Below are 23,225 nucleotides of genomic sequence, written 5' to 3' on the forward strand. Positions count from 1 at the left end.
TGCGTTAATGTAAATTAAATATGTATTTTCTCACTACCACGCTGTATGTTAATAAAGTTTAAAATTGCATTAAACTGTATTTAATTATAAAAAAAGCTCCAATTAAGGGAGCTCAAAAAATTTAGATTTAAGTTCAATTATTTTAGCGACTCTTCAACAAGCGGGTAATGATCCCATACTTGTTTATCGCTCAATGAACGTACCAGTTTAACGTACTCAGCGTGAGTCCATGCCAATGGTGTTGCTGAATTAGTGCCCTCGCCTAGCTCATACCCTGCTTTATTTACACCTACGCCATCCCATACTTGTTCCGGTAACATAAGACCATTATTGGCAAATTGTTCTAAGCCTTTAACATAGCTGTTTTTAATTTGCGCTTGTTTAGCATCATCAAGGGCGTTGTTTGCATTGGCAGCAGCTATTTCATAGTGGCCACGTTCACCTGTGAAAAATGGCCAAACACGACCGCGTTGACCTGGTGTATTGCTGCCACCTTCTGCATAGTTAGTGCCTGTTACTTCATCTTCGCCGTAACCGTCATTACCGTAGCGGCGGTAGCCTGCAAAGGTGCCGCTGCCATCGTCAAAACTAAAACTGTATTTAACTTGTAGGTTATCTTCAAGCGTTTCGTCATCGTACTCAGGCAGTGTTTTAACAATGCTTTCGTCATTAGCACCGCGTACGCCATAGCGTACTAGCTCTAAAAACCCGCCATCTAAAATTTGCTTTTTATTAAACCCTTCACGGCCATTATTAGCATTAATTTTAGTGTTTGAGTTAGCATCGGTATCTTGGCCTATACGTATAAAGTATTCGCCATCACTATTTTCGCCTTTTAAGTTACCTTTAGTGGTAAACATGTGCGATTCAATATCGTTGTTGTACTTTTTAGCCGTTGTAAGGTAGCGCTTTGCGTTTTTATCATCGCCACTAAGCGTTGCTATATCACTGGCTGTAATAAGGCCAGCGACTATTGCCGCAGTAGTCGAAGGCGAATAACCTTCTTGCTCTTCCCAGCGTTCTTGTTGGGTTCCCGGTGGTGTAATTTGCGTGTTGTTCCACAAAATTTTAGCAAGGCCGCCATCAACTAAAAAATCAGCCGCTGGTTTTAACATTTTGCTGTACCAACTTTTTAGCTCTTCATCGCTAAGTACATTGGCTTTATGTAACTTCCAAGCAAGCATAATAGGCATAGCGGTTTGATCTAGTTGTACACCTACCCATTCAAGCTCACCATCTACATGTGTTTTTTGTAAAAACCAGCCTGTGTCGCCGTTATTACCCGGTGTTTTGCTGTTTACTTGTACTTTTTCAAGGTATTCGAAAGCCGTTTTTGCGGTGGCGGTATCGCCCAGTGCCATAAATGCCATGGCTACTTGATAAAAGTCGCGCACCCATACCGCTTTATAACCGGTTGAGCCTTCTTTGGCAGATACGGTTTCGCCCCAAGGGTTTGACAATGACGCAATAAGCGCACCGGCATTGGTTTTATCTTCTTGTGCCTTTAAAACCATGGCGCTGGTGTATAAAAGCTTACCGTTATCGGCTGTTTGTTCAACCATGGTATTAAGCGGTTTTAGGCTTTGTAGGTAATCTTGCCAGCCTAGCGCTTCACCTTTGCCGTTATAGTGATCAAGCACCGCTTGATAGCCTTTTGCTAAGCTTTGCTCGCCTTGCTGAATACTTTGCTGCTGCGTTTTACCAAAACTCAATGCTAAATCGAAGGTGGTGTTAGCGCTTATTTCGCCAAGCTCAGCCAACATGCTTACATTACCTGAAGTTTCGCCAGTATTTATGTACTGGTTTTTTAAAGATTGCGTTGTTTTAAGTGCGCTAATACCATCGCTTTCACCTGTAAAGCCTACTGTTTTAGCTTTAAAAGGGGTTACTGATTGAAGTGATAAATAGTTATCGTCTTCCCATGCCACAAGCCCTTGCTCTGTCGTTTTAGCAAAGTCACCTAACCCGTTGTTGTTTATGTAAGGGTTTACAGCAACATAGGCTTTTAACCCTTCAAGTTCAGTGTTAAATACACTGCGAACAAATAATGTTTGCCCGTCTGGGTCAGTAAATATGTGTTTTTCTAGACTAAAGCGGCCTTTTTTATCAGTGCTTGTTACTTTGTAGGCAAGCGAAAGTGGGCGGCCTTGTGCATCTTTGTATAAGTAATCTATGCTTACATCTAATTCATCAGCTTCACTAACGGTAAAGTCTTTACCTGTTACAACAAACTGCATATCTTTAATTTGCGCTTGGTGAATAAGCCCGAACATAGTTTCGGTGATCATGCCTTTAGCAATTGAAAACCACACCTTAGATACATCGCCCGTTGCAGCTGAATCACTGTATTGGCCTTTTTGGTATTGCTCGTAAGACGTGCCAATCCCTGTTTTACCTGCATAAGCCCAAAATGGCTCTACACCTGGTGCGCCAGGTGCCGATTTCACCTGTGCAGCGGTATTTTCATTATCTGTGCTTGTGTTTTGTGCACCACAGGCAGTTAAACCTAATGTTAAGAGTGAGGCAGTTATAAGGTTATATTTTTTCATTGTGTGTCCTTAATGTGAATTTTTAACGCGCATTACAGCAATGCCGGCAACAACGAACGAGGCTGCGCCAATTAATAATGCGTAAATAGGCTGATTTGAAAATGCGTGACGTAAAATAAGCCCTAAAATACTGGCGGCAAGTAACTGCGGTATAACAATAAAGAAGTTAAAAATACCCATGTAAACGCCCATTTTGTTACTTGGTAAGGCGTTACTTAACATGGCATATGGTAGCGATAGAATAGAGGCCCACGCAAAACCAACGCCTATCATAGGAATAAGTAACATTTTAGGGTCTTGAATAAACATAAAGCTTGCAAGGCCTAATGCTCCCAGTAATAAATTAAAACAATGGGCGCCTTTTAAACCCATTTTTTTAACTAAAAACGGAATACACATTGCGGCAATAGCAGCAAAACCATTGTAAGCGGCAAATAAAATACCCACCCAATCTGCACCATCGTTAAATGCTTTAGAGGTTGCATCGCTACTACCATAATGAAAGCTTGTTACCGCGGCGGTGGTGTAAATCCACATGGCAAATAACGTAAACCAGCTAAAAAACTGCACCCATGCAAGCTGCTTCATGGCCTCTGGCATAGTAAATACATCTTGTACTACTTGGTAAAAACCACCTTGGGTTTTATTCGCACTTTTAAGCGCCGCTGCAATCCACTGCACAATACCAAACGCTAGTAAACCACCAGCAAGTAGGTAAAGCTCTTTTTCAAGCGATAACCCCATTACTAATGCAAGGGTTGCTAAACCTAACACCACAAAAATAATGGCGCCTTTATTAAAGTTAATATCAACCAGCTTGCTGGTAGTAAGTTGAGCACTTTGCTTTTCAAACTCAGCTAATTGCTCTGGGCTGTACTCTTTTGTACGTGCAACGGTCCAAAGCACAGCCACTAGTAACACAACCCCACCCCAATAAAATGAGTATTTAACAGACTCAGGAATTTGCCCTGGCGCTGCGGTATTGCTTACATCAAACCAATTAGTCATCATCCATGGTAATGCTGAGGCGAGTACCGCACCAATACCAATAAAAAAGCTTTGCAAACCGTAACCGTTAGCGCGCTGTTTTTCTGGCAAGTTATCGCCTACAAGTGCTCTAAACGGTTCCATGGTCACGTTGATTGACGCATCCATAATCCATAACATACCTGCGGCAATCCAAAGTGTAGGCGAGTGCGGCATAATAAATAATGAAAGCGTTGTTAACACCGCCCCTACAAAGAAAAACGGACGACGGCGGCCAAAACGACCCCATGTTTTGTCGCTCCAGTAACCAATAATTGGCTGTACAATTAAACCGGTAAGCGGTGCTGCAACCCATAAAATGGGTATATCATCTACTTGGGCGCCTAATGTTTGAAATATACGGCTCACATTACCGTTTTGCAGAGCAAAACCAAACTGTATACCTAAAAAGCCAAAACACATGTTCCATATTTGCCAAAAGCTTAGATTTGGCTTGGCGCTATTATTTTGATTATTCATTATTAGCCTTATTTGTTAATACTGCGCTGCTAAATGCATCAAGTGTGAGTGTAAATGTGGCGCCTTGCGACCCTGATGTGATCTCGGTGCTGTGCTGCTCAAGTAAGTCATGCAATTGGGTGTGTTCGCTAAGTGCCGCTAGTTGCGCTTTTGATAAGTTAACCGTAATAGTTTGAGGTTGTTTGCTAAAGTTACTTAAAACGTACAGTGTTTGTTGGCCAAGTTTGCGCATAAAGCCAACAACTCGCTGGCTTCCTGTTACGCTAAGCTCGGTCATTTCCCCCCCAACCACAGCAGGTAAACTATTAAGTGACATAATGGCTTTATAGTAATCACGAAGTGCCGACTGCTCTTTTGTTAAATTAGCGCCGTCAAACTTGCCGTTATTCATCCACGCTTGATGCGTCGGTACGCCAATGTAATCAAAAATACTGGTGCGTGTAGCAGTGCCAAATCCTGCGTTTTCTGAGCCATCTTCTCCCACATCTTGACCAAAATATAATAACGTGGGTGCCCGGCTCATTAAGTTTGAAACCACCATGGCCGGTTTACCCCACGCAGCGTTACCTGCAAAGTCAGGGCTTGCGATACGTTGCTCATCGTGGTTTTCTAAAAAGTGCAGCATGTGCGCTTCAATATCAGTAACTTGGCTTTGAACTTCAAAAATAGTATTAGCAGCTTGCTTACCCTGCATAATGGCTTTTAATGTGTCGTAAAAGCCTACTTTGTCGTAAAGGTAGTCCATTTTACCTTGGTGAATATACGCACGGTACATTAGCGGGTTGTACACTTCAGCTAACAAAAAGGCATCGCTTTTTTGCATTTTTATCGACGAATTTAAAAAACTCCAAAACTCTACAGGCACCATTTCGGCCATATCGTATCTAAAGCCATCAACGCCTTTATCGAGCCAAAAAAGTGCTATATCTCTAAATTTGTACCAGCTGTTAGGAAGCTCTTTATCTTGCCAAAATGCATAATGAGCACGGTAGTCTTTATTTTTGTACTCACTTGGCAATTGAACAAAGTCGTAGCTGCCATCAGGCTTTACGCCATAATTAACTTTTACTGTTTCGTACCAATCGTTTATATCGGGTTTTGGGGTACGGGCACCATTACCTGTCCATTTAGCGGGCGTTTCATCAAAAAAGCCATCCGCTAGTGGGTGTTCATTCCCCCCTAAAACTTTATACTCTGGCGATGTTGGCACCTGAAAAGACTGCCCTGGTACGTAGTAAAAGTTATTATTTTTATCGTACGCTTTAGTGGTGTCGTCATGTGCGCCAAAGTCTTCAACGCCTTTAGGTTTACCAAGGGATTCGTAATTTCGTGCTACGTGGTTAGGCACTATATCAATAATTACCTTCATGCCATGATTATGTGTACGCTCAATAAGAGCACTAAATTCATCCATGCGCTGAGTAACATTAACTGCTAAATCAGGATTTACATCGTAGTAGTCTTTAATAGCATACGGTGAGCCCGCTCTGCCTTTAACTACATCAGGGTCATCTTGAGAAATCCCATAATCAGTGTAATCCCCAACTAACGCATGATGTAGCACGCCGGTGTACCAAACATGTGTAGTACCCAACTCTTTTATACCTTTTAAAGCTGCGTCATTAAAATCGGCAAATTTACCTACACCATTTTGCTCTTTAGTGCCCCATGGCATATTAGACGTGTTGGTATTACCAAATAGGCGGGTAAATACTTGGTATACAACAGGCTTGGCTAATTCGTTTTGTGTTTGTGCTGGCGCTTGTGGTTGCTCGGGTTTGTTACTTTCTGAGCAACCCATAGCAATAAGTGCGCTACACAGTATTGCGGGTACATAAACTGATTTTTTCATTGTGTGTCTTTTTGTCAGTATTGTTATTAACTTTATACTAAAGATTAGTGCAGCAACCATACAGTTGCTGCATACGTATTCAGGTAAACTATTAAGGGGTATTTATAATTAATACCGTTGCACTCATTGCCGGTAAAGCCACTGTGTTACCTAGCAACTGTATTTTGTTAGTAAATAAATTAAGTGCTTTAGTATTTTTTGGTATTACTTCCTGCATATATTCAATATTCTTGGTTAACTCTTTTGTGTTTTTATTCATAAATACCAATACAGTTTGCCCGTCGCTAATACGCGCATAACTATACACACCTTGCTGAGGCGTAAAGTGCACTAATTTGCCTTTATCTAGCGCAGTGCTGTTTTTTCTAAAGTTAAGCAAGGTGCTAATTGTTTTGTGCATGTTCTTTTGCTGCGAGGTAAGCCCTTTACCTGTAAATGCATTACTTGTTTGGCCTTTAAATCCACCCGGGAAATCTATTCTAATATCACCATGGTCTTTACTCGGGGTGTTATCTAATAAAACCTCCGTACCGTAATACATTTGCGCAATACCGCGCGTAGTTAAAAATAGCGTCATGGCCATTTTAGTTTTTGCAGCATCTTGTCCAAGCTCGGTGTATACACGGCTCATATCGTGGTTATCAGCAAATACCATAATGTTATTGGTATCAGGGTATAAAAAGTCATTAGCTAACGACTCATAGACTTTAACCCAGCCCGTATTCCAGCTTTCATCTTCATTTAGCGCTTGAATTACCGACTCCTGCAAAGAAAAGTCCATCACGCTTGGTAGGCTTGATGTATAGCCATCTTGGTTATTTTTACCACGTTGCCAGTAAGAGGCAATTGCAGGGTTTGAGGTCCACTCTTCTCCTACAATATTAAAGTCTGGGTATTCTTGCATTATGGCTTTTGTCCAATCACTCAAAAATGCTTTATCTGAGTAAGAGTAGGTATCAACGCGAATACCGCTTAAATCAGCGTACTCAATCCACCAAATAGCGTTTTGAATTAAATACTCGCTTAACAGTGGTTGGCGCTGATTTAAATCAGGCATGGTTTCTACAAACCAACCATCGTTAAACTGGCGTTTGTCGTACTCACTCGCGTGTGGGTCTTGTATAGTTTGGCGAGCATGGCTTGTAGCGTTTTTACCTTTTTTAAACTCACCATTAAAGTTAATCCAATCTTTGGTAGGTTTATCTTTAACCCATGTATGCTCTGAGCCAAAATGGTTTAATACCATATCCATTACAAGGCCTATGCCTTGCTCTTTTGCTTTTACCGAGAGCGTTTTATATAACTGATTTGAGCCCATACGTGGGTCAACTTTATAAAAATCAGTAATTGCATAACCATGATAAGAGTAATCTGGCATGTTGTTTTCTAGTACTGGCGTTAACCAAAGCTGTGTAACGCCTAAATTGTTTAAGTACGGTAATGCGTTTATAACTCCTTGTATATCACCCCCGTGGCGCCCACCCTTGGTGCTAGGGTCTACGGCTTCTAACATGCTAGGGACGGTATCGTTTTGCTCATCGCCATTAGCAAAGCGATCTGGGTTAATCAAATAAAGCGTATCAGCTGATGTAAACCCTTGTCGCTTTGCGCTGTTTTTCTCTCGCTCAAGAAGTGGAAACTCAAAGTTATTGCTCGTTTCGCTGCTATTAAATTCAAGCGTTCCGGCTTTAGCGACGTCGGTAATGGTAATATTTAAAAACACATAATTTGGATTATCTGTGCGCGTTACTTTATTTAATTTAACACCATTATATTTAGCTAATTTAATTTGCTCGTTTGCAATATTTTGCTCATGCACCATGATGGTAATCGTGCTTTTATTCATGCCTACCCACCAATTGGCAGGTTCAACGTCAAGTGCATAGCTAATAGTTGGTAGGCTGCACGCACTTGCAAGTAAAAGTGTGTTTAAAAATCGCATCATTAGGCCTTTTTAATTTTTGCTAAAAAATTTTTATGAGTAGATAATTTTTCTACCGTTGAAGTAATAAGCGTTTTTAATGTAGAAAATAAATCGTTAAGTTGTTCTCTGCTTAATGAGTCAACAATACTATTGTAATCATCGGGAATAAGGCCTTGGCCTATAAACACTTGCTGCCAAGCAACTTCTGCAAATAGTTCGTCGTTTTCACGTACTACTTTGCCTGTGTGTTTAAATAAATTGAGTTTATGAGCCAACGAATCGGGAATATTCATTTGCTTACACTGACGCCAAAACGCCGAGTCTTCTCGCGCTGTTAGTTTGTAATGCAAAATAATAAAATCGCGTATGTGCTCTATTTCTGTCACGCTTTGCTTATTAAACTCTGCAACTAACGCATCGCTAATACCATTATGCGGAAACAGCTTTATTAAACGGGTCACTGCACTTTGTATTAAGTGAATACTGGTTGACTCTAACGGCTCTAAAAAGCCACTGGCGAGTCCAACCGAAACCACATTTTTATGCCACTGCTTTAAGCGCCGCCCTGTTTTAAATTTTATAACACGTGGCGCTGTAATGGGCTCAGCGGGTAAATTATTTAATAGTAACTGCGTGGCCGACTCATCAGATAAATAACGGCTACAGTAAACAAGCCCATTACCCACTCTGTTTTGCAGCGGAATTTGCCATTGCCAACCTGCGCTATGCGCAATTGAGCGAGTATAGGGTTTTAGCGAATCAGTACCTTGAGATTGCACTGCAACGGCGCTATCACATGGTAAATAATGAGACCAATCCACAAAGCCTGTGTTTAGTGTTTGCTCTATGAGTAAGGCGCGCTGGCCAGTAGCATCTATAAAAAGGTCACCGTTTATTTGCTGTGAGTTATTAAGGGTTAAAGATTTTATATTCCCTGATAGCGGACATTGTTCAACCTGCTCAATTTTGGCATCAACATGCTCAACACCACGTGCCACTGCGAGATTTTTTAAAAACTCAGCATATAAAGTGGCATCAAAGTGATATGCATAACTCAAACCGGGTAATTGCGTATTAGGCATGGTATTTAAGGGTGCAAACTTATGTTTTTTTGCTGCTTGGTAATTTAATGAAAAATCCCATAGGCTGTTTTCAGAGCCTGAAATTTTTCCTTTTATCCAAAAATTGTAAAAATCGCAAAAGGGGAAGTCTTTTCCAAATGAGCCAAAAGCATGCATGTAGCTATGAGAGGTGTTTTTCCAATTTTCGAACTCAATTCCTAATTTTATAGATGCATGTGTAGTGTTTATAAAATCTTGCTCGTTTATACCCAGTGCGTTGTTAAGTTGAATAATAGGCGGAATGGTCGCTTCACCCACGCCTATCGTGCCAATAGTGCTTGATTCTATAAGCGTTATTTTAATCACTTTACCTAACACTTTATTAAGCAAGGCAGCTGTTATCCATCCTGCCGTACCCCCACCAGCGATTACGACGTGTTTTATTGGTTTCATAGTAGTGTCCACGTTTAGCCCCACAAAATGATTAGGTAATATTGCGGATTAATATTAGATAAAGTAGCTATAAAAAAGCCCTTGTAAAACAAATTACAAGGGCTCCTACACACAACCTTTATTATAGCTTGTAGCTAAAGCCTAACAAGTAAGTACGTCCGTAATCTTGGTAGTCACGAACTTGCAGCGCGTTATCGCCAGAAAGCGATGTAAACGGCTCTTCTGTTAAGTTTTGTACTTGGAACTGAATTGATAAACCTTCAAGGCTTTCAACACCGGCTTCACTAAAGTCATACCCAGCTTGAACATCCCAAATTGTTTCACCTAGGATATCTACTTGCTCGGTGTTAAAACCTAAACCGTATACATCACCTTTAAAGGCACTACGTTTGCGCATACTGGTACGTAATTGCATGCCATTCATTTCGTAGTAAACCGTTAAACTTTGAATTTTATCTGAAAGACCTGGTAATTCGTATTCGTTACCGTTTTGATCTTCAATGTCAGACTCAATGCCTGTGTGGCTTGCAATTAAACCAAAGCCTTCAAGTGACGGGTGGAAAATTTTAAATGGTAACGCTACTGATAGCTCATAACCGTACAGGTCGCCGCCGCCACCATTTACTTTACCACTACCTGTGCCCTCAGATGTTGCAGGAATTTCTCCATTAGATGGATCTGCAACACCCGACATATCAATTGCATAAGTACCGTCAAAAATCCACTGCGTTAAGTCTTTATAGAAAAAAGCAGCAGAGAAGTAACCTTCATCACTAAAGTAGTTTTCATAAGATAAGTCGTAGCCTGTTGCTTCTTTAGGCTCTAAATTAGGGTTACCGCCCGATACAGACCAAAAGTTACCGTTTTCATCCGGTGTATCATTATATGATGCATTAACAGAGGCGTTCATTTCATCTATGCGCGCACGTGAGATTGTTTTAGCTGCGCCAAAACGTATTGTTTGCTGCTCATCAATCGCAAGTGATAAATTTAAGCTTGGTAAAACGTGAGAATAATCGTGCCCAATATTTGTAGGTGAAGCAATGACCAAACCTGTATTATCATCTACACCAAAAGCGTTACCTTGAGACGATTGATCTGTATGAACATAGCGCACCCCCACATTACCCGTTAATGGAAGACCATTTACTTCAGCATTAATATTAGCTTGTGCAAATGCTGAGGTGATTTCTTCTTTTACGGTCCAAGATTTAGTTGTATGGCTAGAGTTAGTCAAACTCTCATCGAGTGTTTCATAGTAACCATCATTGACTAAACCATTTACATCGTAGGCTATCATGTCGCCTAACCCAATAAAGTCTAAACCAACACTGCCTAAACGGTATTGCTCTGGCACAGTTAGCATACCTGGATTATCAAGAGAAAAATCACTTAAAGTTAAAAAGTAACCTTGCGAAGATTTAGACTTTTCACGCTCTTTATAACCTAAGCCAAATTCAATTGAACTAATGTATTCGTTTTCTAATACTTTAGAAGCTGCTAGCTTAAGTGTTACAAGTTCATCTTCAATGGTAGGTGCATTAATAAAACCGTCTTGAGCCTGGTTTTCATACTCAGTGCCAGTTAATCCATATGCATCATTTAGTGCAGAGCTTGCGCCCCACGAGAGGGGGCCACCTAATTGGATTAAATCATAATCGCTGTAATCTAAGTCATGTGAAAAAGTAGCGCCAGTATTCCCGCCATTAAAGGCATAACCTAGGTTATCTGCAACCCCGCGAGAATCACCACGCCCAGTACCTGAATAACTTTCTATACTCCAAATTTTACGGTCAACTTGAGAGTAACTTGCATCAAACTCTACTGACCATGAATCATCAATATCGTATTTAGTGTTAAAGCCAAATGCAGTTAGTTCAGCATCACGCTCTTGGTAATCGTTACGCACAACAACACGTTGTCCTTGTGTTACAGCACTTGTTATAAATCCACTTTCTGCATCTACTGTAGCACTGCTTGCATCAATACTACCTTGACCCCAAGCAAAAGGAACTTCAATACCGCGTAAAATTTGCTCATCTGTGAAATCTACATACAACGCATCAAACGTCATATTTAGTTTATCAGTAGGCGCAGCTTCTAATACGATCATTGCTGAATCACGCTCAAGTGTTGATGAACGAACGTAAGGTTTAGCGCCGCCTAAAATTGAATATGAGTTCCCATCTTCAGCAGTAAATTCAGGGTACCCCCATGAATTCCAGCGTTTTTCTTGATTTGGTGAACTCATTGTATTTAAAGCAAATGCAACACCAATAGTGTCATCAGCAAACTGGTCAATGTATGAGAACGTGCCACGGTAACCGTCGTCGTTACCGTCTGGGTTTAATTTATCAAAGCTGGTTTGTTCATACTGTCCATTAACTTGAACAACGCGCTCACCTTTACTTAAAGGTCGAACTGTTTGCATGTTAATAACACCCGCAATACCATCGGCATCTAAACTTGCACTGGGTGTTTTGTAAACGGTAACACCGCTCATAATTTCTGATGGGTAAAGGTCAAACTCTACGCCACGGTTATCGCTTATAGATACCTGCTCACGGCCATTAAACGTAGTACCGCTTTCGTTTTCACCAAAACCACGAATTGATACTCTGCTTGCGCGACCATCTAGGCGCTGCGCCGTTAAACCTGGTAAGCGCGCAATAGACTCAGCAATAGATGAGTCAGGTAGTTTACCTATATCTTCAGCTGAAATAGATTCTACAACCTGTGTAGAAAAGCGTTTTGTGTTGATTGATTCTACAACGCTGCCACGAAAGCCTTTTACTTCGATAACCTCAACGTCATCATTTTTAACTGTATCTTCTTGCGCCGCTACAGAGGTAAAGCTTGCTAAACCTGCAGTTGCTAATGCCAAAGTTAATATACTTGGTTTGAACATAAACATGATGTTTTTCCCGTTACCCATATTGTGATACCCGCTTCTTTATTTGAGTGATAGTCAAACAGGCGAGCTAATTTTGTTGTCAGCATCAATATTAACGCTCGAATTATTTTATTAACAACTTTATGCATACGTATTCAAGACCATGCAATGTAATATAAATTAACATTTAGTTCACAAAACAAGGCTAACCTATTGATTTTAAATTTATTATTATGGTGCAACATGATTGTTAATGAGTCTGATAAAAATACAAATGTTCGCACTATGAATCACCCATGATACAGCGTGTAAATAGCGTTAAATAAAGCATTTTTTAATATTTACATAAGTTATTTTAATAATTTATGTTTTATGAAATTGGTAAGACCATTCAGTATTTTCACCAATACCGTGCAAGCCTTTTAAAATAAGCACCAAAACAGACCGCGCTATTTTATTCATAAGTAAAAAGCATGATTGGTAAAGCTAGCAATAAAAAAATAGCACCTTAAATACACCTCCTTAAAAGCGCATTTAAGTAAGTAAATTAGCTGCATACGTATGCAGGCTTTTTACAGAGTAGTCCCCTTCACGTATGCTTTTTGAAAATTTAGCGATTGTTTCAATCGAACTAATAACAATATAAATACTGTGTGGAACGACGGAGAAAAGCATGGCCCAACAGCAGTGGTATAAAGGTGCGGTTATTTATCAGGTTTACCCGCGAAGCTTTCAAGACAGCAATAACGATGGTATTGGTGATCTTAAAGGGATAATTAATCGCATTGATTACATTAAAAGCTTAGGCGTAGACGCTATTTGGATTTCTCCCTTTTTTAAATCGCCTATGAAAGATTTTGGCTATGATATTAGCGATTATCGCGACATAGACCCGCTTTTTGGCGACTTAAACGACTTTGACGAATTAATAGATCAAGCACACAAACGCGACATTAAAATTATAATTGACCAAGTATTAAGTCACACATCAGATCAACACCAATGGTTTTTAGATAGCCGCGAAAGCCAAAATAATGATAAATCAGATTGGTATGTATGGGCTGACTCTAAAGACGATGGTACAGCGCCTAATAACTGGTTATCTATATTTGGTGGCGGCGCGTGGCAATGGGAACCTCGTCGTGGTCAGTACTATTTACATAACTTTTTAACCGAACAGCCTGATTTAAACTTTCATAACCCAGAAGTAAGAAAAGCAGTACTTGATAACGTTGAGTTTTGGCTTAAAAAAGGGGTTGATGGATTCAGACTCGATGCAATTAACTTTTGCTACCACGATGCTCAGCTTCGTGACAACCCAGCTAAACCAAAAGATAAACGCCAAGGGCGTGGCTTTAGTGAAGATAATCCGTATGCTTTTCAGTATCACTATTATAATAACACGCAGCCAGAAAACATTGAGTTTATGCAAGACATACGCGCATTACTTAATAAGTACCCAGGCACTGTGTCCTTAGGTGAAATTTCATCAGAAGACTCATTGGCAACCATGGCAGAGTACACTCAAGGCGGCGATAAGCTGCACATGGGATACAGCTTTGAACTACTTACTGATGATTATTCGAGTGAATACATTAGAGAAACTGTACAAACACTTGAGCAATGTATGCTTGAGGGTTGGCCATGTTGGGCGTTTAGCAACCACGACGTAGAGCGCGTAGCAAGTCGTTGGAGCCAAAATGGTGAGATAAACTCTGCCCAATGTAAAATGCTTACAGCCCTACTTGCTTCATTACGCGGCAGTGTATGTATGTACCAAGGTGAAGAGCTTGGCTTAGGTGAAGCCTCTGTTGCTTTTGAAGACTTACAAGACCCGTACGGCATTACTTTTTGGCCAAACTTTAAAGGCCGTGATGGCTGCAGAACGCCGATGCCATGGGATAACAATGGCTCAGAACATGCAGGTTTTAGTAATGCAAAACCTTGGTTACCTGTAGATAACGCGCACACTCAAAGTGCTGTATCTGTTCAAGATAACGATTCAGGCTCTATACTTAATGCCTACCGTGAGTTTATGGCATGGCGTAAACAGCATGCTGTGTTATTAGAAGGCGACATTGAGTTTATTGATACTGCTGAGCCTATTCTCGCCTTTTACAGAACATTAAGCGAGCAAACTATGTTATGTGTGTTTAATTTAGCACAAACCAATCAAAAATTTGAGCTAACTAAAGCTGTGACTGATGCGCATGACTCGCTATCTCATTGTAATGCCACTTTAGAGGGGAATACGTTAAGCATAAGCGGCTTTGGGTGCTATTTTGCTTTTGTAAATTAATAGAGCCCTAACATATAGTTTAAAAGCCCGATTTTATCGGGCTTTTTTGTGCGCTTAAAGCTTGGGGGCACTTTGGTCGGTATATGACCAAATAGCTGCCAGCAAAGCACTAACTTAACTTTTTTAATGTGGTAGTGTTTTACTATTTAAATAATCAGTGAGCGCAAATAATACGCCTGAGCTTACAAAAGTAATATGAATAATTACCTTCCAAAATAACTCATCACTTGAGTGAATATTTGAATTAATAAATACCTTTAAAAGCTCAACCGCAGATATAGCTACAATAGCGCTAATAAGTTTCATTTTTAAACCAGAAAAGCCAACCTTCCCCATCCATGATGGCCTATCTTCATGGCCCTCAATATTAAGCTTTGAAACAAAGTTTTCATAGCCGCTAAAAATAATAATAAAAAGCAAACCTGCTAATAAGGCTGTAACAACCAGCGTAAGTATACCAACGAGTAATTCTTGATTTGTTGTGCTAAAGGTTGCTATGCCCATTAAATAAAGTTGTTTAAAAAACTTTATAAGTAACAGTATTACTGCAAACAATAAGCCCACAAAAAACGGCGCGAGTAACCAACGCCCTGCAAATATAAACGATTCTAACCCTTGCTCCACCTTGTGTATTTTACTAGGTGCGTGAGGGACATTTGATTGCTGATCAGCCATTCATTTTACTTTTTATAAAAAAGCGACCTTAGCTTATAAGTTATTACAACACAAATACTTACAATGTGATTTAAGCGTAATTTTCTCATCTTCACGATAAAAATTTTTCGTTATCTTTTATTTCGTTTTCGATTAAAAATCAACTTACCAACAGAATTGTTCTGGATTGGGCACTACTGATTTGTACTTTAATCTCGATTGGTTAAATCAGTCATCACACCATTTATTTAGGAATAAACGAATGAAAAAAGCATTGTTAGCATTATTCGTAGCGCCACTATTTACAGTATCTGCGACTTACGCGGTAGCAGACGATACGCCAATAGCTTCAGCCGAAATGATAAAAGAGTACACAGAAATGTGTGTTAACTGGGCTAAAGATGATGATGTAAATGATGAGGCTTTAAATGCCTACGTATTAAGATGCGTAAATGATGAGCTTGAATCTGAAGGTTATAAAAAAATATCTTCTGTTAAGGTTTAATACCAATACACTTAGTTGAATGTACTGCTAATAAAGCCGTTGCGAAAACATTTGATACTAATTCGCTGAATTAATTGATCTATTTTAAGGCTAGAAAAACATGTTGTTAGCTATGAAAAAATTCGCTATTTAGTTGTTCTAAGTGTGAGTCTTTAAAACAGGTAGCGACACGTTTAGCCCCGCGAATGATTAAGTATTTTTGCGGATTGGTATAACTAGGTACAAAAAACCGGAATGACACAAGCTGTGCATTCCGGTTTTTTTATGTGCTATAAAAAGGTAAATAAGTAACTAAATACTTATTAATCTTCTTTTTTAGCTTTAGGTTTTGCTTTTGCTTTAGCAGGGGCTTTTTTAGCAGCCGCTTTCTTTTTAGGCGCCGCTTTTTTCTTCGCTTCTTCTACCCATTTACCCGCTTCATAATGAGCAGTCCAGCCTGTTGCTTTACCGTCTACTTCAGTCATTACATACTGAGATTTATTTTTACGGCTATAACGCACAACGGCAAGATTACCATCAGGGTCTTTAGCTGGGGCATCTGCTAAGTAATAAAACTTAGGTGAAATACGATCTCTAAAGCGTTTTAACTCTTCTACCTTAGGTGCGCGTGTTTCACGTGATTTAGGAAACGTATTAGCAGCTAAAAATATACCTGCCGCGCCATCACGCAGTACAAAGTACGCATCAGACTTTTCACATTCGAGCTCAGTGATATGAACAGGATCTTCTTTCGGTGGCGCTGCTTCACCATTTTTGAGTAACTTACGAGTATTTTTACACTCTTCGTTATTACAGCCAAAGTACTTACCAAAACGACCTGATTTAAGCTCCATGTCAGAACCACATTTATCACACTCGATAATGGGCCCATCGTAACCTTTAATCTTGAAAGTACCCTCTTCAACTATATGCCCTTGACATGCAGGGTTGTTACCACATACATGCAGTTTTCGAGTTTCATCGATAAGGTATGAATCCATTGCCGTTTCACAAATTGGGCAACGCTTCATTTGCATTAGCTTTTCAGTTTCTTCATCTTCTACATCAGCAGCAACAGCTTCATCACCCGACACTAAATTCATCGTTGTAGTACAACGCTCTTTAGGCGGTAAGCTATAACCTGTACACCCTAAAAACACACCCGTTGATGCTGTTCGAATACCCATTTTTCTGCCACATGTAGGACAGTCAATATCGGTTTCAACCATTTGATTAAGGCGCATGCCACCTTGCTCTGGCTCATCTTTAGCTATGTTTAACTGAGTAGAAAAATCAGCATAAAATTTATCAAGCACTTGTGTCCAAACGCGCTCGCCTTCAGCGATATCATCTAAACGACCTTCCATTTTTGCTGTAAAATCAAAGTTCATTAAATCAGTGAAGTTTTCAACTAAACGGTCGGTAACTATTTCACCCATTTTTTCAGCAAAGAAACGACGGTTTTCTACGCGTACATAACCACGATCTTGTATTGTTGAAATGATTGATGCATACGTAGATGGTCGACCAATACCACGCTTTTCGAGCTCTTTAACTAGGCTTGCTTCACTAAAACGCGCTGGCGGCTTAGTAAAGTGTTGCTTAGGGTCAAGTTCAATTAAACTAAGTACTTCGCCTTCTTTAACAGCTGGTAATGATTGATCTTCTTCATTCTTTTTGCGTACTGCCGGCTGTACTTTTGTCCAACCATCAAAGCGAAGCACTCGCCCTTTTGCTTTAAGTTGAAAATCATTAGCTGCAACAGTCAATGTTGTTAAGTCGTATTCTGCAGGTACCATTTGGCACGCTACAAATTGGCGCCAAATTAGCTCATAAAGCTTTTTAGCATCCGCATCTACGCCTTCTACATGCCCAGAAAGCACACTTACACTTGAAGGGCGAATCGCCTCATGCGCTTCCTGTGCATTGCCTTTTGAACTGTAATTAATTGGATCTTTCGGTAAATATTTATCACCAAACTCTTGTGTTACATATTCGCGGCACATTTCAACAGCATCTTTAGATAGATTAGTTGAGTCGGTACGCATATAAGTAATGTAACCACCTTCATACAAGCGCTGAGCAAGCATCATGGTCTTTTTAACACCATAACCTAAGCGGGTACTTGCAGCCTGTTGCATAGTTGAAGTAATAAAAGGAGCACTTGGGCGACTCTTACTTGGCTTTTCCTCAACACTTATTACTTTGTATTCGGCATTCTCAAGGCTTTTAACTGCTTCTGTAGCCTGAGCTTCGTTTACAGGCTTAAATGGCTTGCCTGCTTGTTTGGCTACTTCTAATCGTAACTGTGACTCAGCGTTTTTAACATCAGCATGAATATCCCAAAACTCTTCTGGAATAAATGCTTTAATCTCACGCTCGCGCTCTACAAGTAAACGAACTGCAACTGACTGTACTCGACCGGCAGATAGACCACGTGCAACTTTAGCCCACAACAAAGGTGAAACCATAAAACCTACAACACGGTCTAAAAAGCGACGTGTTTGCTGAGCGTAAACCATATCGGTATTTAACTCACCAGGGGTTTCAAAAGCTTGTTGAATCGCATTTTTAGTAATTTCGTTAAAAACTACACGCTTATACTTTTCAGGTTCTCCGCCAATAATTTCTTGAAGGTGCCAGGCTATTGCTTCCCCTTCTCTATCCAAATCCGTTGCGAGGTATATTTGGTCTGCATTTTCAGCCAGTTTTTGTAATTCTTGAACAACTTTTTCTTTACCTGGCAATATTTCGTAATGAGGTTTCCATCCTTTTTCTGGATCGATACCCATACGCGCAACTAAATTTGTGTAATCTCGTTGCTGTTTATACGCTGCTTTTTCTTCTGGTTCCATTTTGCGAACTTCTGCTGGCGTTTTAGTTGCCGGCACTTTAGCTTTGCCCGAACCTGAAGTAGGTAAGTCTCGTACATGCCCGATACTGGACTTTACGATAAAATCATTACCTAAATATTTATTAATTGTTTTAGCCTTAGCAGGTGACTCTACAATTACTAGCGATTTGCCCATAGTTGCCTATTTCTAACCAAATATTTAAAATGTGTTTTGCCGGTATAAACGGCGCGAATATTTATAGGTATATCTACAAACACTAATTGTTACAAGCTTTTAATACAAACTTTTCTGTATTTACTGAATAAACGAACAATTTTTGCTGTTAAATTAAACAAACAGGTGTTTTTAGATTATTTGATGTGGAATATATAGAACACAATGAAAAATGCCAACCTAAAGGTTGGCATTTTAAATACTTTATTTATTCTAAGATTTTGGTTCATCCAAAATCGACATCACAGAATATTGAGTTTTAACTCCCCCTGGTGTTTCAAACTCTATGTATAAAAAGCCAGAATCCACATCATCAGGCTCTGCCTCTTTAGTAATATTGACAGTCACTGAATTTGGTACTTTTTGCGCCGTGTTAATAACAGTATAGTTAGTCAATCCCTTCAATACCGCGTTATCAGATGTTACTGCTACAGTGGTACCCGCCGGTAATGGATTGTTGTGAATATCACTGAAAAATATAGTAATCGAAATTGCACTGTATGGCGTTGAGTTGCTGATATCAATAAGGTTTATGTCACACATACCTGCCATATCAGAAGTTTCTAAGCGAATACCATCACTTAAACTACAGTCATTCAATGCCGTTACAGCTCTAACGTAAGGTGTGCTACCTGACATAATTAGCTCAGAACTCGCGCGCACATTTACTGTTTCACGGGTACATGCATTTGCAGCTAGAGCTTCATCACTACATAACAAGCCATTGTATTTACCATCAGCACTGTCATACAGGCCATTATCTTGTGCACCTGTGCGCTCCACATACCATTCATCTTCACCACCATTGGAATCAACAGGGTTAGTTGGTGCTGGTAAATTTCCATCAAACACACCATTTTCATTAAAATCTATAAAAGCTTCAGGTAAATCTTGTAAAGTTGAATCAAACTCGTTTTGATTAAATTCACCGTTAGCAGATACATCATTAAATGACTCTTCACCAACAGAATAAGCAAGCAAACTAACACGTCCACCAAGGGGATAATCAATTGGCGCGTCATTAGGCGCATCAGCTAATGCAATAGGAACGCCCTTACTATCTAAATAACTAATTAAGTTACCATCTACGTCTAGTTGTGACTCTCTAATACCTAAAGTACAAGGTGCTGGTTGTCCAAAGTAACGATCGCATTTGTCTGCAACAGAGTTATTATAAATGCTGTAATGGTATGGAATTGGGTTTTGGCTACGCCACTGCGCTTTGCACACTCCGTCTATGGTGCGACAAAGTAATAAAGGTGTAAATTGTTGCTCATCAATAGTGCCTACCGCCCCCCCTTCACTGGCAATATAAATTGCCGTATTATCTGGTACAAAATTATTAAAATGATCGGCTGCAAATACGGTTAAGTCTGTAGTCACTCCAGCTTCGTTTAATGACTCAGTATTAAACGTTTGCACTGCAAGTGTAAAACTGTCTTGATCTGGTACGCCTGTAGTAATAGTAATATCATTAGATACAATAGAGATCACACTGTTTTGTGAGGTATCACTACTGTCAATTTGATGAGATGCAATAACAGATAAAATACCAGCAGCTTTTCCTGAGCGGACGTTTACAGTCACTAACCCTTCATTATTGGTGAATTGAAATACGCTATCTAATAGCGCGCCACCGGGATTTTGTGAAAGTGAAAAATCAATTTGCTCTTGACCTACTGGATTTCCATTTACATCAAGAAGTTTAAAGGTGAGCTCTGAATTTTCAGTCAAGTTTTGACCGCCAGTTCCTTTAATAGCTAATACTTGATTAGTCACTCCCATAAACGCGATTGAACCTGTCTCAGCCGCAGCTACGTTTATGTTTATGGTCTTTGTTGCAACATTACCACCAGTAACCACAGTGGCGGTAATCGTATCAATACCATTGCAGCCATTAGCTTTATAAGTTGCACTTGCTGTACCACCAATACTAGTTACTATGTTATCGATAGTGGCCCTGGGAGTCGATTCTTCTGCGCAGGCAGAAGTAAATTGCACCTCCAACGGTGTCGTAAATACATTATTACTACCGTCTACAATCTGAGCTGTTACAATAGTGGTAGAGCCAGCAGATAGCACATCACTCGTGGCAATACTTGCACTTAAATTTACATTTACTTGAACAGCGTTAATTTCAAATAAAGCACTCGCAACTCCGCCCTGTGCTGTTAATTCAACTTGACCCACACCTGAGCTACTGCCAGGCAATAAATTCAATATAGCAACACCAAACTTATCAGTTTTAGCCGTTAAACTTTCAGGTAATAAAATGCCTAGTGTGGTTGTCGCCTGAACTAGTACATTACTTGCTGGAGTATTACTGCCAGGTTGTGTGATTTTGGCGTAAACGATGGCTTGCTGCCCAAGTAAATTACTATTTTGTGAACAACTCGATGGATCAAGCTCAAAAGAGTCTCTGTCTATATTTAACCAGCTATCAGGACAGTTCTGTAAGATTTTAATGTCAATATTTGCCGCAGAGTCATCAGATTGCGGCTCATCTCCTGCGGTATAAAAACCTAGTTTACTGCTAATATCTTCATACGATGCTACAATGGTGCCAGCACCCTCAATACTACCAGCCTCCAGCTCAATAGTCGCTATCCCACTAGTATCGGTTAGCGCACTGCCCGTTGCGGGAATAAATGAACCTAGCGTGGTTGTAAAACTAATCTCCTGACGTTGCACAGGCAGCCCATCAGAATCTAAAACAATTGCTGTTATTTCCAATGGTGAATCAGCTGTAACAATACGGTCTTCAAAAGTAATTTCAATATTCGCTGACTGTACAATAGCCTCATCAGCAGTTTCCCCTGTATCACCATCTAGTGTACCGCTGCCTTTTTCTAGTGACCCACCGCCACCACAAGCTGTGAGTAAAAAACTAAGCAATAAAATGCCGAGCAGTCGCATTAAAGGCATGAACCTCTCCCTAGGGTTGTTATTATATGTAAGATTAATTTTCACTTAATATTAACCTATAACTTAGTCTAAAATCTCAGTTTTCTATTACTTTTTTATGTAAAAAAAATTTAAATAAATACTAATTTTTTCTGTAGTAAATATTTCCTTGCTGGTAGTCTATGGCAAATTTATAAAATGTAGATCAGGGAATATGTCAAAAGTCCGTTCAATGAGTTTAACCACTCGCATCATGATTGGTATGGCGCTTGGGGTTGCAGTAGGTTTTATATTTCAGGCTATATTAGCTGGTGAAGACGATTATCTAATACCACTTGGGTTATTCTCTTTGCCAATTAAAGCCTTTTTTGTAGATGGTATTTTTCATGTTGGTGGTCAAATATTCATAGCTAGCTTAAAAATGCTAGTGGTTCCACTTGTATTTGTATCGCTTGTTTGTGGTACATGTAGTTTAAGTGATCCTAAAAAATTAGGCCGCCTAGGTGGTAAATCTATTGGTTTGTATTTATTAACCACTGCGGTTGCAATTACCGTTGCTATTACTCTTGCTTTATTATTCAGCCCAGGTGAAGGGATTAGCCTTCCATCGAATGCAACTTACGATGCTAAAGAAGCACCGACCCTTGCCCGTGTAATTATAGATATGTTCCCTACTAACCCGTTTGAAGCAATGGCTAAAGGTAATATGCTTCAGGTCATAGTGTTTGCACTATTATTTGGTGTAGCAATGGCACTAAGTGGTAAAACAGGTAAACGCGTAGCAAGTGTATTTGAAGACTTAAATACAGTTATTTTAAAACTTGTAACATTATTAATGAATATAGCACCTTACGGTGTATTCTTCTTAATGGCGAAACTATTTACAACAATTGAACTTAACTTAATTGTTAGCTTAGCTAAATATTTTGTTGTGGTTGTACTCGCCTTGTTATTACATGCGCTGATAAATTACACATTACTGTTAAAAATCCTGACAGGTTTAAATCCACTGACCTTCTTAGCAAAAATGAAGCACACGTGTTTATTTGCATTTAGTACCTCAAGCTCTAGCGCAACTATGCCTATCACGCTCGAAACAGCAACAAAAAAACTAGGTGCAAACAACTCAGTGGCATCGTTTACCATACCGCTAGGCGCTACTATCAACATGGATGGCACCGCTATTATGCAGGGTGTAGCTACTGTGTTTATTGCTCAAGTGTTTAGTGTTGATTTAACTATTTCTGATTATTTAATGGTTATATTAACGGCAACACTTGCCTCTGTAGGTACTGCGGGCGTGCCCGGTGTTGGTTTAATTATGCTAGCAATGGTGCTCAACCAAGTAGGACTTCCAGTAGAGGGGATTGCAATAATTATCGGAGTAGATCGCTTACTTGATATGACTCGCACTGCGGTTAATGTTACCGGTGATTGTATGGTCACTTGTGTGGTTGCTAAATCTGAAGGCGAGCTTGATGAGAGCATCTTCAACGACCCAAATGCCGCTAAAGACTTAGAAGATTATCACAAATCTATCGACTCGTAATATCGAGTAATATAGTTATAAAAAAAACC

The 23,225-nt window shown here is 39.8% G+C and carries 12 protein-coding genes; 3 read left to right on the top strand and 9 right to left on the bottom strand.

Annotated features, from left to right (window positions below; translation table 11 throughout):
- Nucleotides 1-137: 137 nt before the first annotated feature.
- From J8L71_RS08710 to J8L71_RS08735, 6 genes are all read right to left on the bottom strand, one after another.
- Complete coding sequence (locus J8L71_RS08710) at nucleotides 138-2,549, bottom strand: glycoside hydrolase family 15 protein (RefSeq protein ID WP_211000198.1); 2,412 nt, start codon at nucleotides 2,547-2,549, stop codon at nucleotides 138-140.
- A 9-nt stretch (nucleotides 2,550-2,558) separates the two neighbouring features.
- A complete protein-coding gene (locus tag J8L71_RS08715) occupies nucleotides 2,559-4,055 on the bottom strand; it encodes an MFS transporter (protein WP_211000199.1) in 1,497 nt (498 codons plus the stop codon).
- On the bottom strand, nucleotides 4,048-5,907 hold the full coding sequence (locus J8L71_RS08720; RefSeq protein ID WP_211000200.1) for an alpha-amylase family glycosyl hydrolase: 1,860 nt from the start codon (nucleotides 5,905-5,907) through the stop codon (nucleotides 4,048-4,050). The genes J8L71_RS08715 and J8L71_RS08720 overlap by 8 nt, the downstream gene beginning before the upstream one ends.
- Before the next feature lie 91 nt (nucleotides 5,908-5,998).
- Nucleotides 5,999-7,852 carry a glycoside hydrolase family 13 protein gene (locus J8L71_RS08725; RefSeq protein WP_211000201.1) on the bottom strand — a complete coding sequence of 618 codons (1,854 nt, stop codon included), beginning with the start codon at nucleotides 7,850-7,852 and terminating at the stop codon, nucleotides 5,999-6,001.
- The gene (locus J8L71_RS08730; protein WP_211000202.1) at nucleotides 7,852-9,345 is read right to left on the bottom strand and encodes a tryptophan halogenase family protein; all 1,494 of its coding nucleotides are present in this window, start codon (nucleotides 9,343-9,345) and stop codon (nucleotides 7,852-7,854) included. The genes J8L71_RS08725 and J8L71_RS08730 overlap by 1 nt, the downstream gene beginning before the upstream one ends.
- Before the next feature lie 121 nt (nucleotides 9,346-9,466).
- Nucleotides 9,467-12,259, bottom strand: coding sequence for a TonB-dependent receptor (locus J8L71_RS08735; RefSeq protein WP_211000203.1), 2,793 nt, complete (start codon nucleotides 12,257-12,259; stop codon nucleotides 9,467-9,469).
- Between the two features lie 652 nt (nucleotides 12,260-12,911).
- Between J8L71_RS08735 and J8L71_RS08740 the strand changes: the two genes are divergently transcribed.
- Nucleotides 12,912-14,537: an alpha-glucosidase gene (locus J8L71_RS08740; protein ID WP_211000204.1), complete on the top strand. Its 1,626-nt coding sequence runs from the start codon at nucleotides 12,912-12,914 to the stop codon at nucleotides 14,535-14,537.
- Between the two features lie 123 nt (nucleotides 14,538-14,660).
- Here J8L71_RS08740 and J8L71_RS08745 read toward each other — a convergent pair whose 3' ends face one another.
- Nucleotides 14,661-15,212, bottom strand: coding sequence for a TIGR00645 family protein (locus tag J8L71_RS08745; RefSeq protein WP_211000205.1), 552 nt, complete (start codon nucleotides 15,210-15,212; stop codon nucleotides 14,661-14,663).
- 241 nt (nucleotides 15,213-15,453) lie between these two features.
- Between J8L71_RS08745 and J8L71_RS08750 the strand changes: the two genes are divergently transcribed.
- On the top strand, nucleotides 15,454-15,696 hold the full coding sequence (locus J8L71_RS08750) for a hypothetical protein (protein ID WP_211000206.1): 243 nt from the start codon (nucleotides 15,454-15,456) through the stop codon (nucleotides 15,694-15,696).
- Nucleotides 15,697-15,998: 302 nt separating this feature from the next.
- Here the strand turns inward: J8L71_RS08750 and topA are convergent, their stop codons facing one another.
- Together topA and J8L71_RS08760 are read right to left on the bottom strand one after the other, a co-directional pair.
- A complete protein-coding gene (gene topA, locus J8L71_RS08755) occupies nucleotides 15,999-18,704 on the bottom strand; it encodes a type I DNA topoisomerase (protein WP_211000207.1) in 2,706 nt (901 codons plus the stop codon).
- A gap of 252 nt (nucleotides 18,705-18,956) precedes the next feature.
- Nucleotides 18,957-21,668 (bottom strand): hypothetical protein, encoded by a 2,712-nt coding sequence (locus J8L71_RS08760; protein WP_211000208.1) that lies wholly within the window; start codon nucleotides 21,666-21,668, stop codon nucleotides 18,957-18,959.
- Nucleotides 21,669-21,861: 193 nt separating this feature from the next.
- Here J8L71_RS08760 and J8L71_RS08765 point away from each other — a divergent pair, with 193 nt between their 5' ends.
- Nucleotides 21,862-23,196 (top strand): dicarboxylate/amino acid:cation symporter, encoded by a 1,335-nt coding sequence (locus J8L71_RS08765; protein ID WP_211000209.1) that lies wholly within the window; start codon nucleotides 21,862-21,864, stop codon nucleotides 23,194-23,196.
- Nucleotides 23,197-23,225 lie beyond the last annotated feature (29 nt).

The organism is Pseudoalteromonas sp. MMG007, assembly GCF_018100985.1.
In the GTDB taxonomy this organism is placed as follows: Bacteria; Pseudomonadota; Gammaproteobacteria; order Enterobacterales; family Alteromonadaceae; genus Pseudoalteromonas.

What these genes read in the sequence shown, in the direction of transcription:
- J8L71_RS08740 (WP_211000204.1), top strand. Translation starts at nt 12,912, where the DNA reads ATGGCCCAACAGCAGTGGTATAAAGGTGCGGTTATTTATCAGGTTTAC.
- J8L71_RS08710 (WP_211000198.1), bottom strand. Translation starts at nt 2,549, where the DNA reads ATGAAAAAATATAACCTTATAACTGCCTCACTCTTAACATTAGGTTTA.
- J8L71_RS08735 (WP_211000203.1), bottom strand. Translation starts at nt 12,259, where the DNA reads ATGTTTATGTTCAAACCAAGTATATTAACTTTGGCATTAGCAACTGCA.
- J8L71_RS08730 (WP_211000202.1), bottom strand. Translation starts at nt 9,345, where the DNA reads ATGAAACCAATAAAACACGTCGTAATCGCTGGTGGGGGTACGGCAGGA.
- J8L71_RS08720 (WP_211000200.1), bottom strand. Translation starts at nt 5,907, where the DNA reads ATGAAAAAATCAGTTTATGTACCCGCAATACTGTGTAGCGCACTTATT.
- topA (WP_211000207.1), bottom strand. Translation starts at nt 18,704, where the DNA reads ATGGGCAAATCGCTAGTAATTGTAGAGTCACCTGCTAAGGCTAAAACA.
- J8L71_RS08765 (WP_211000209.1), top strand. Translation starts at nt 21,862, where the DNA reads ATGTCAAAAGTCCGTTCAATGAGTTTAACCACTCGCATCATGATTGGT.
- J8L71_RS08750 (WP_211000206.1), top strand. Translation starts at nt 15,454, where the DNA reads ATGAAAAAAGCATTGTTAGCATTATTCGTAGCGCCACTATTTACAGTA.
- J8L71_RS08760 (WP_211000208.1), bottom strand. Translation starts at nt 21,668, where the DNA reads ATGCCTTTAATGCGACTGCTCGGCATTTTATTGCTTAGTTTTTTACTC.
- J8L71_RS08745 (WP_211000205.1), bottom strand. Translation starts at nt 15,212, where the DNA reads ATGGCTGATCAGCAATCAAATGTCCCTCACGCACCTAGTAAAATACAC.
- J8L71_RS08715 (WP_211000199.1), bottom strand. Translation starts at nt 4,055, where the DNA reads ATGAATAATCAAAATAATAGCGCCAAGCCAAATCTAAGCTTTTGGCAA.
- J8L71_RS08725 (WP_211000201.1), bottom strand. Translation starts at nt 7,852, where the DNA reads ATGATGCGATTTTTAAACACACTTTTACTTGCAAGTGCGTGCAGCCTA.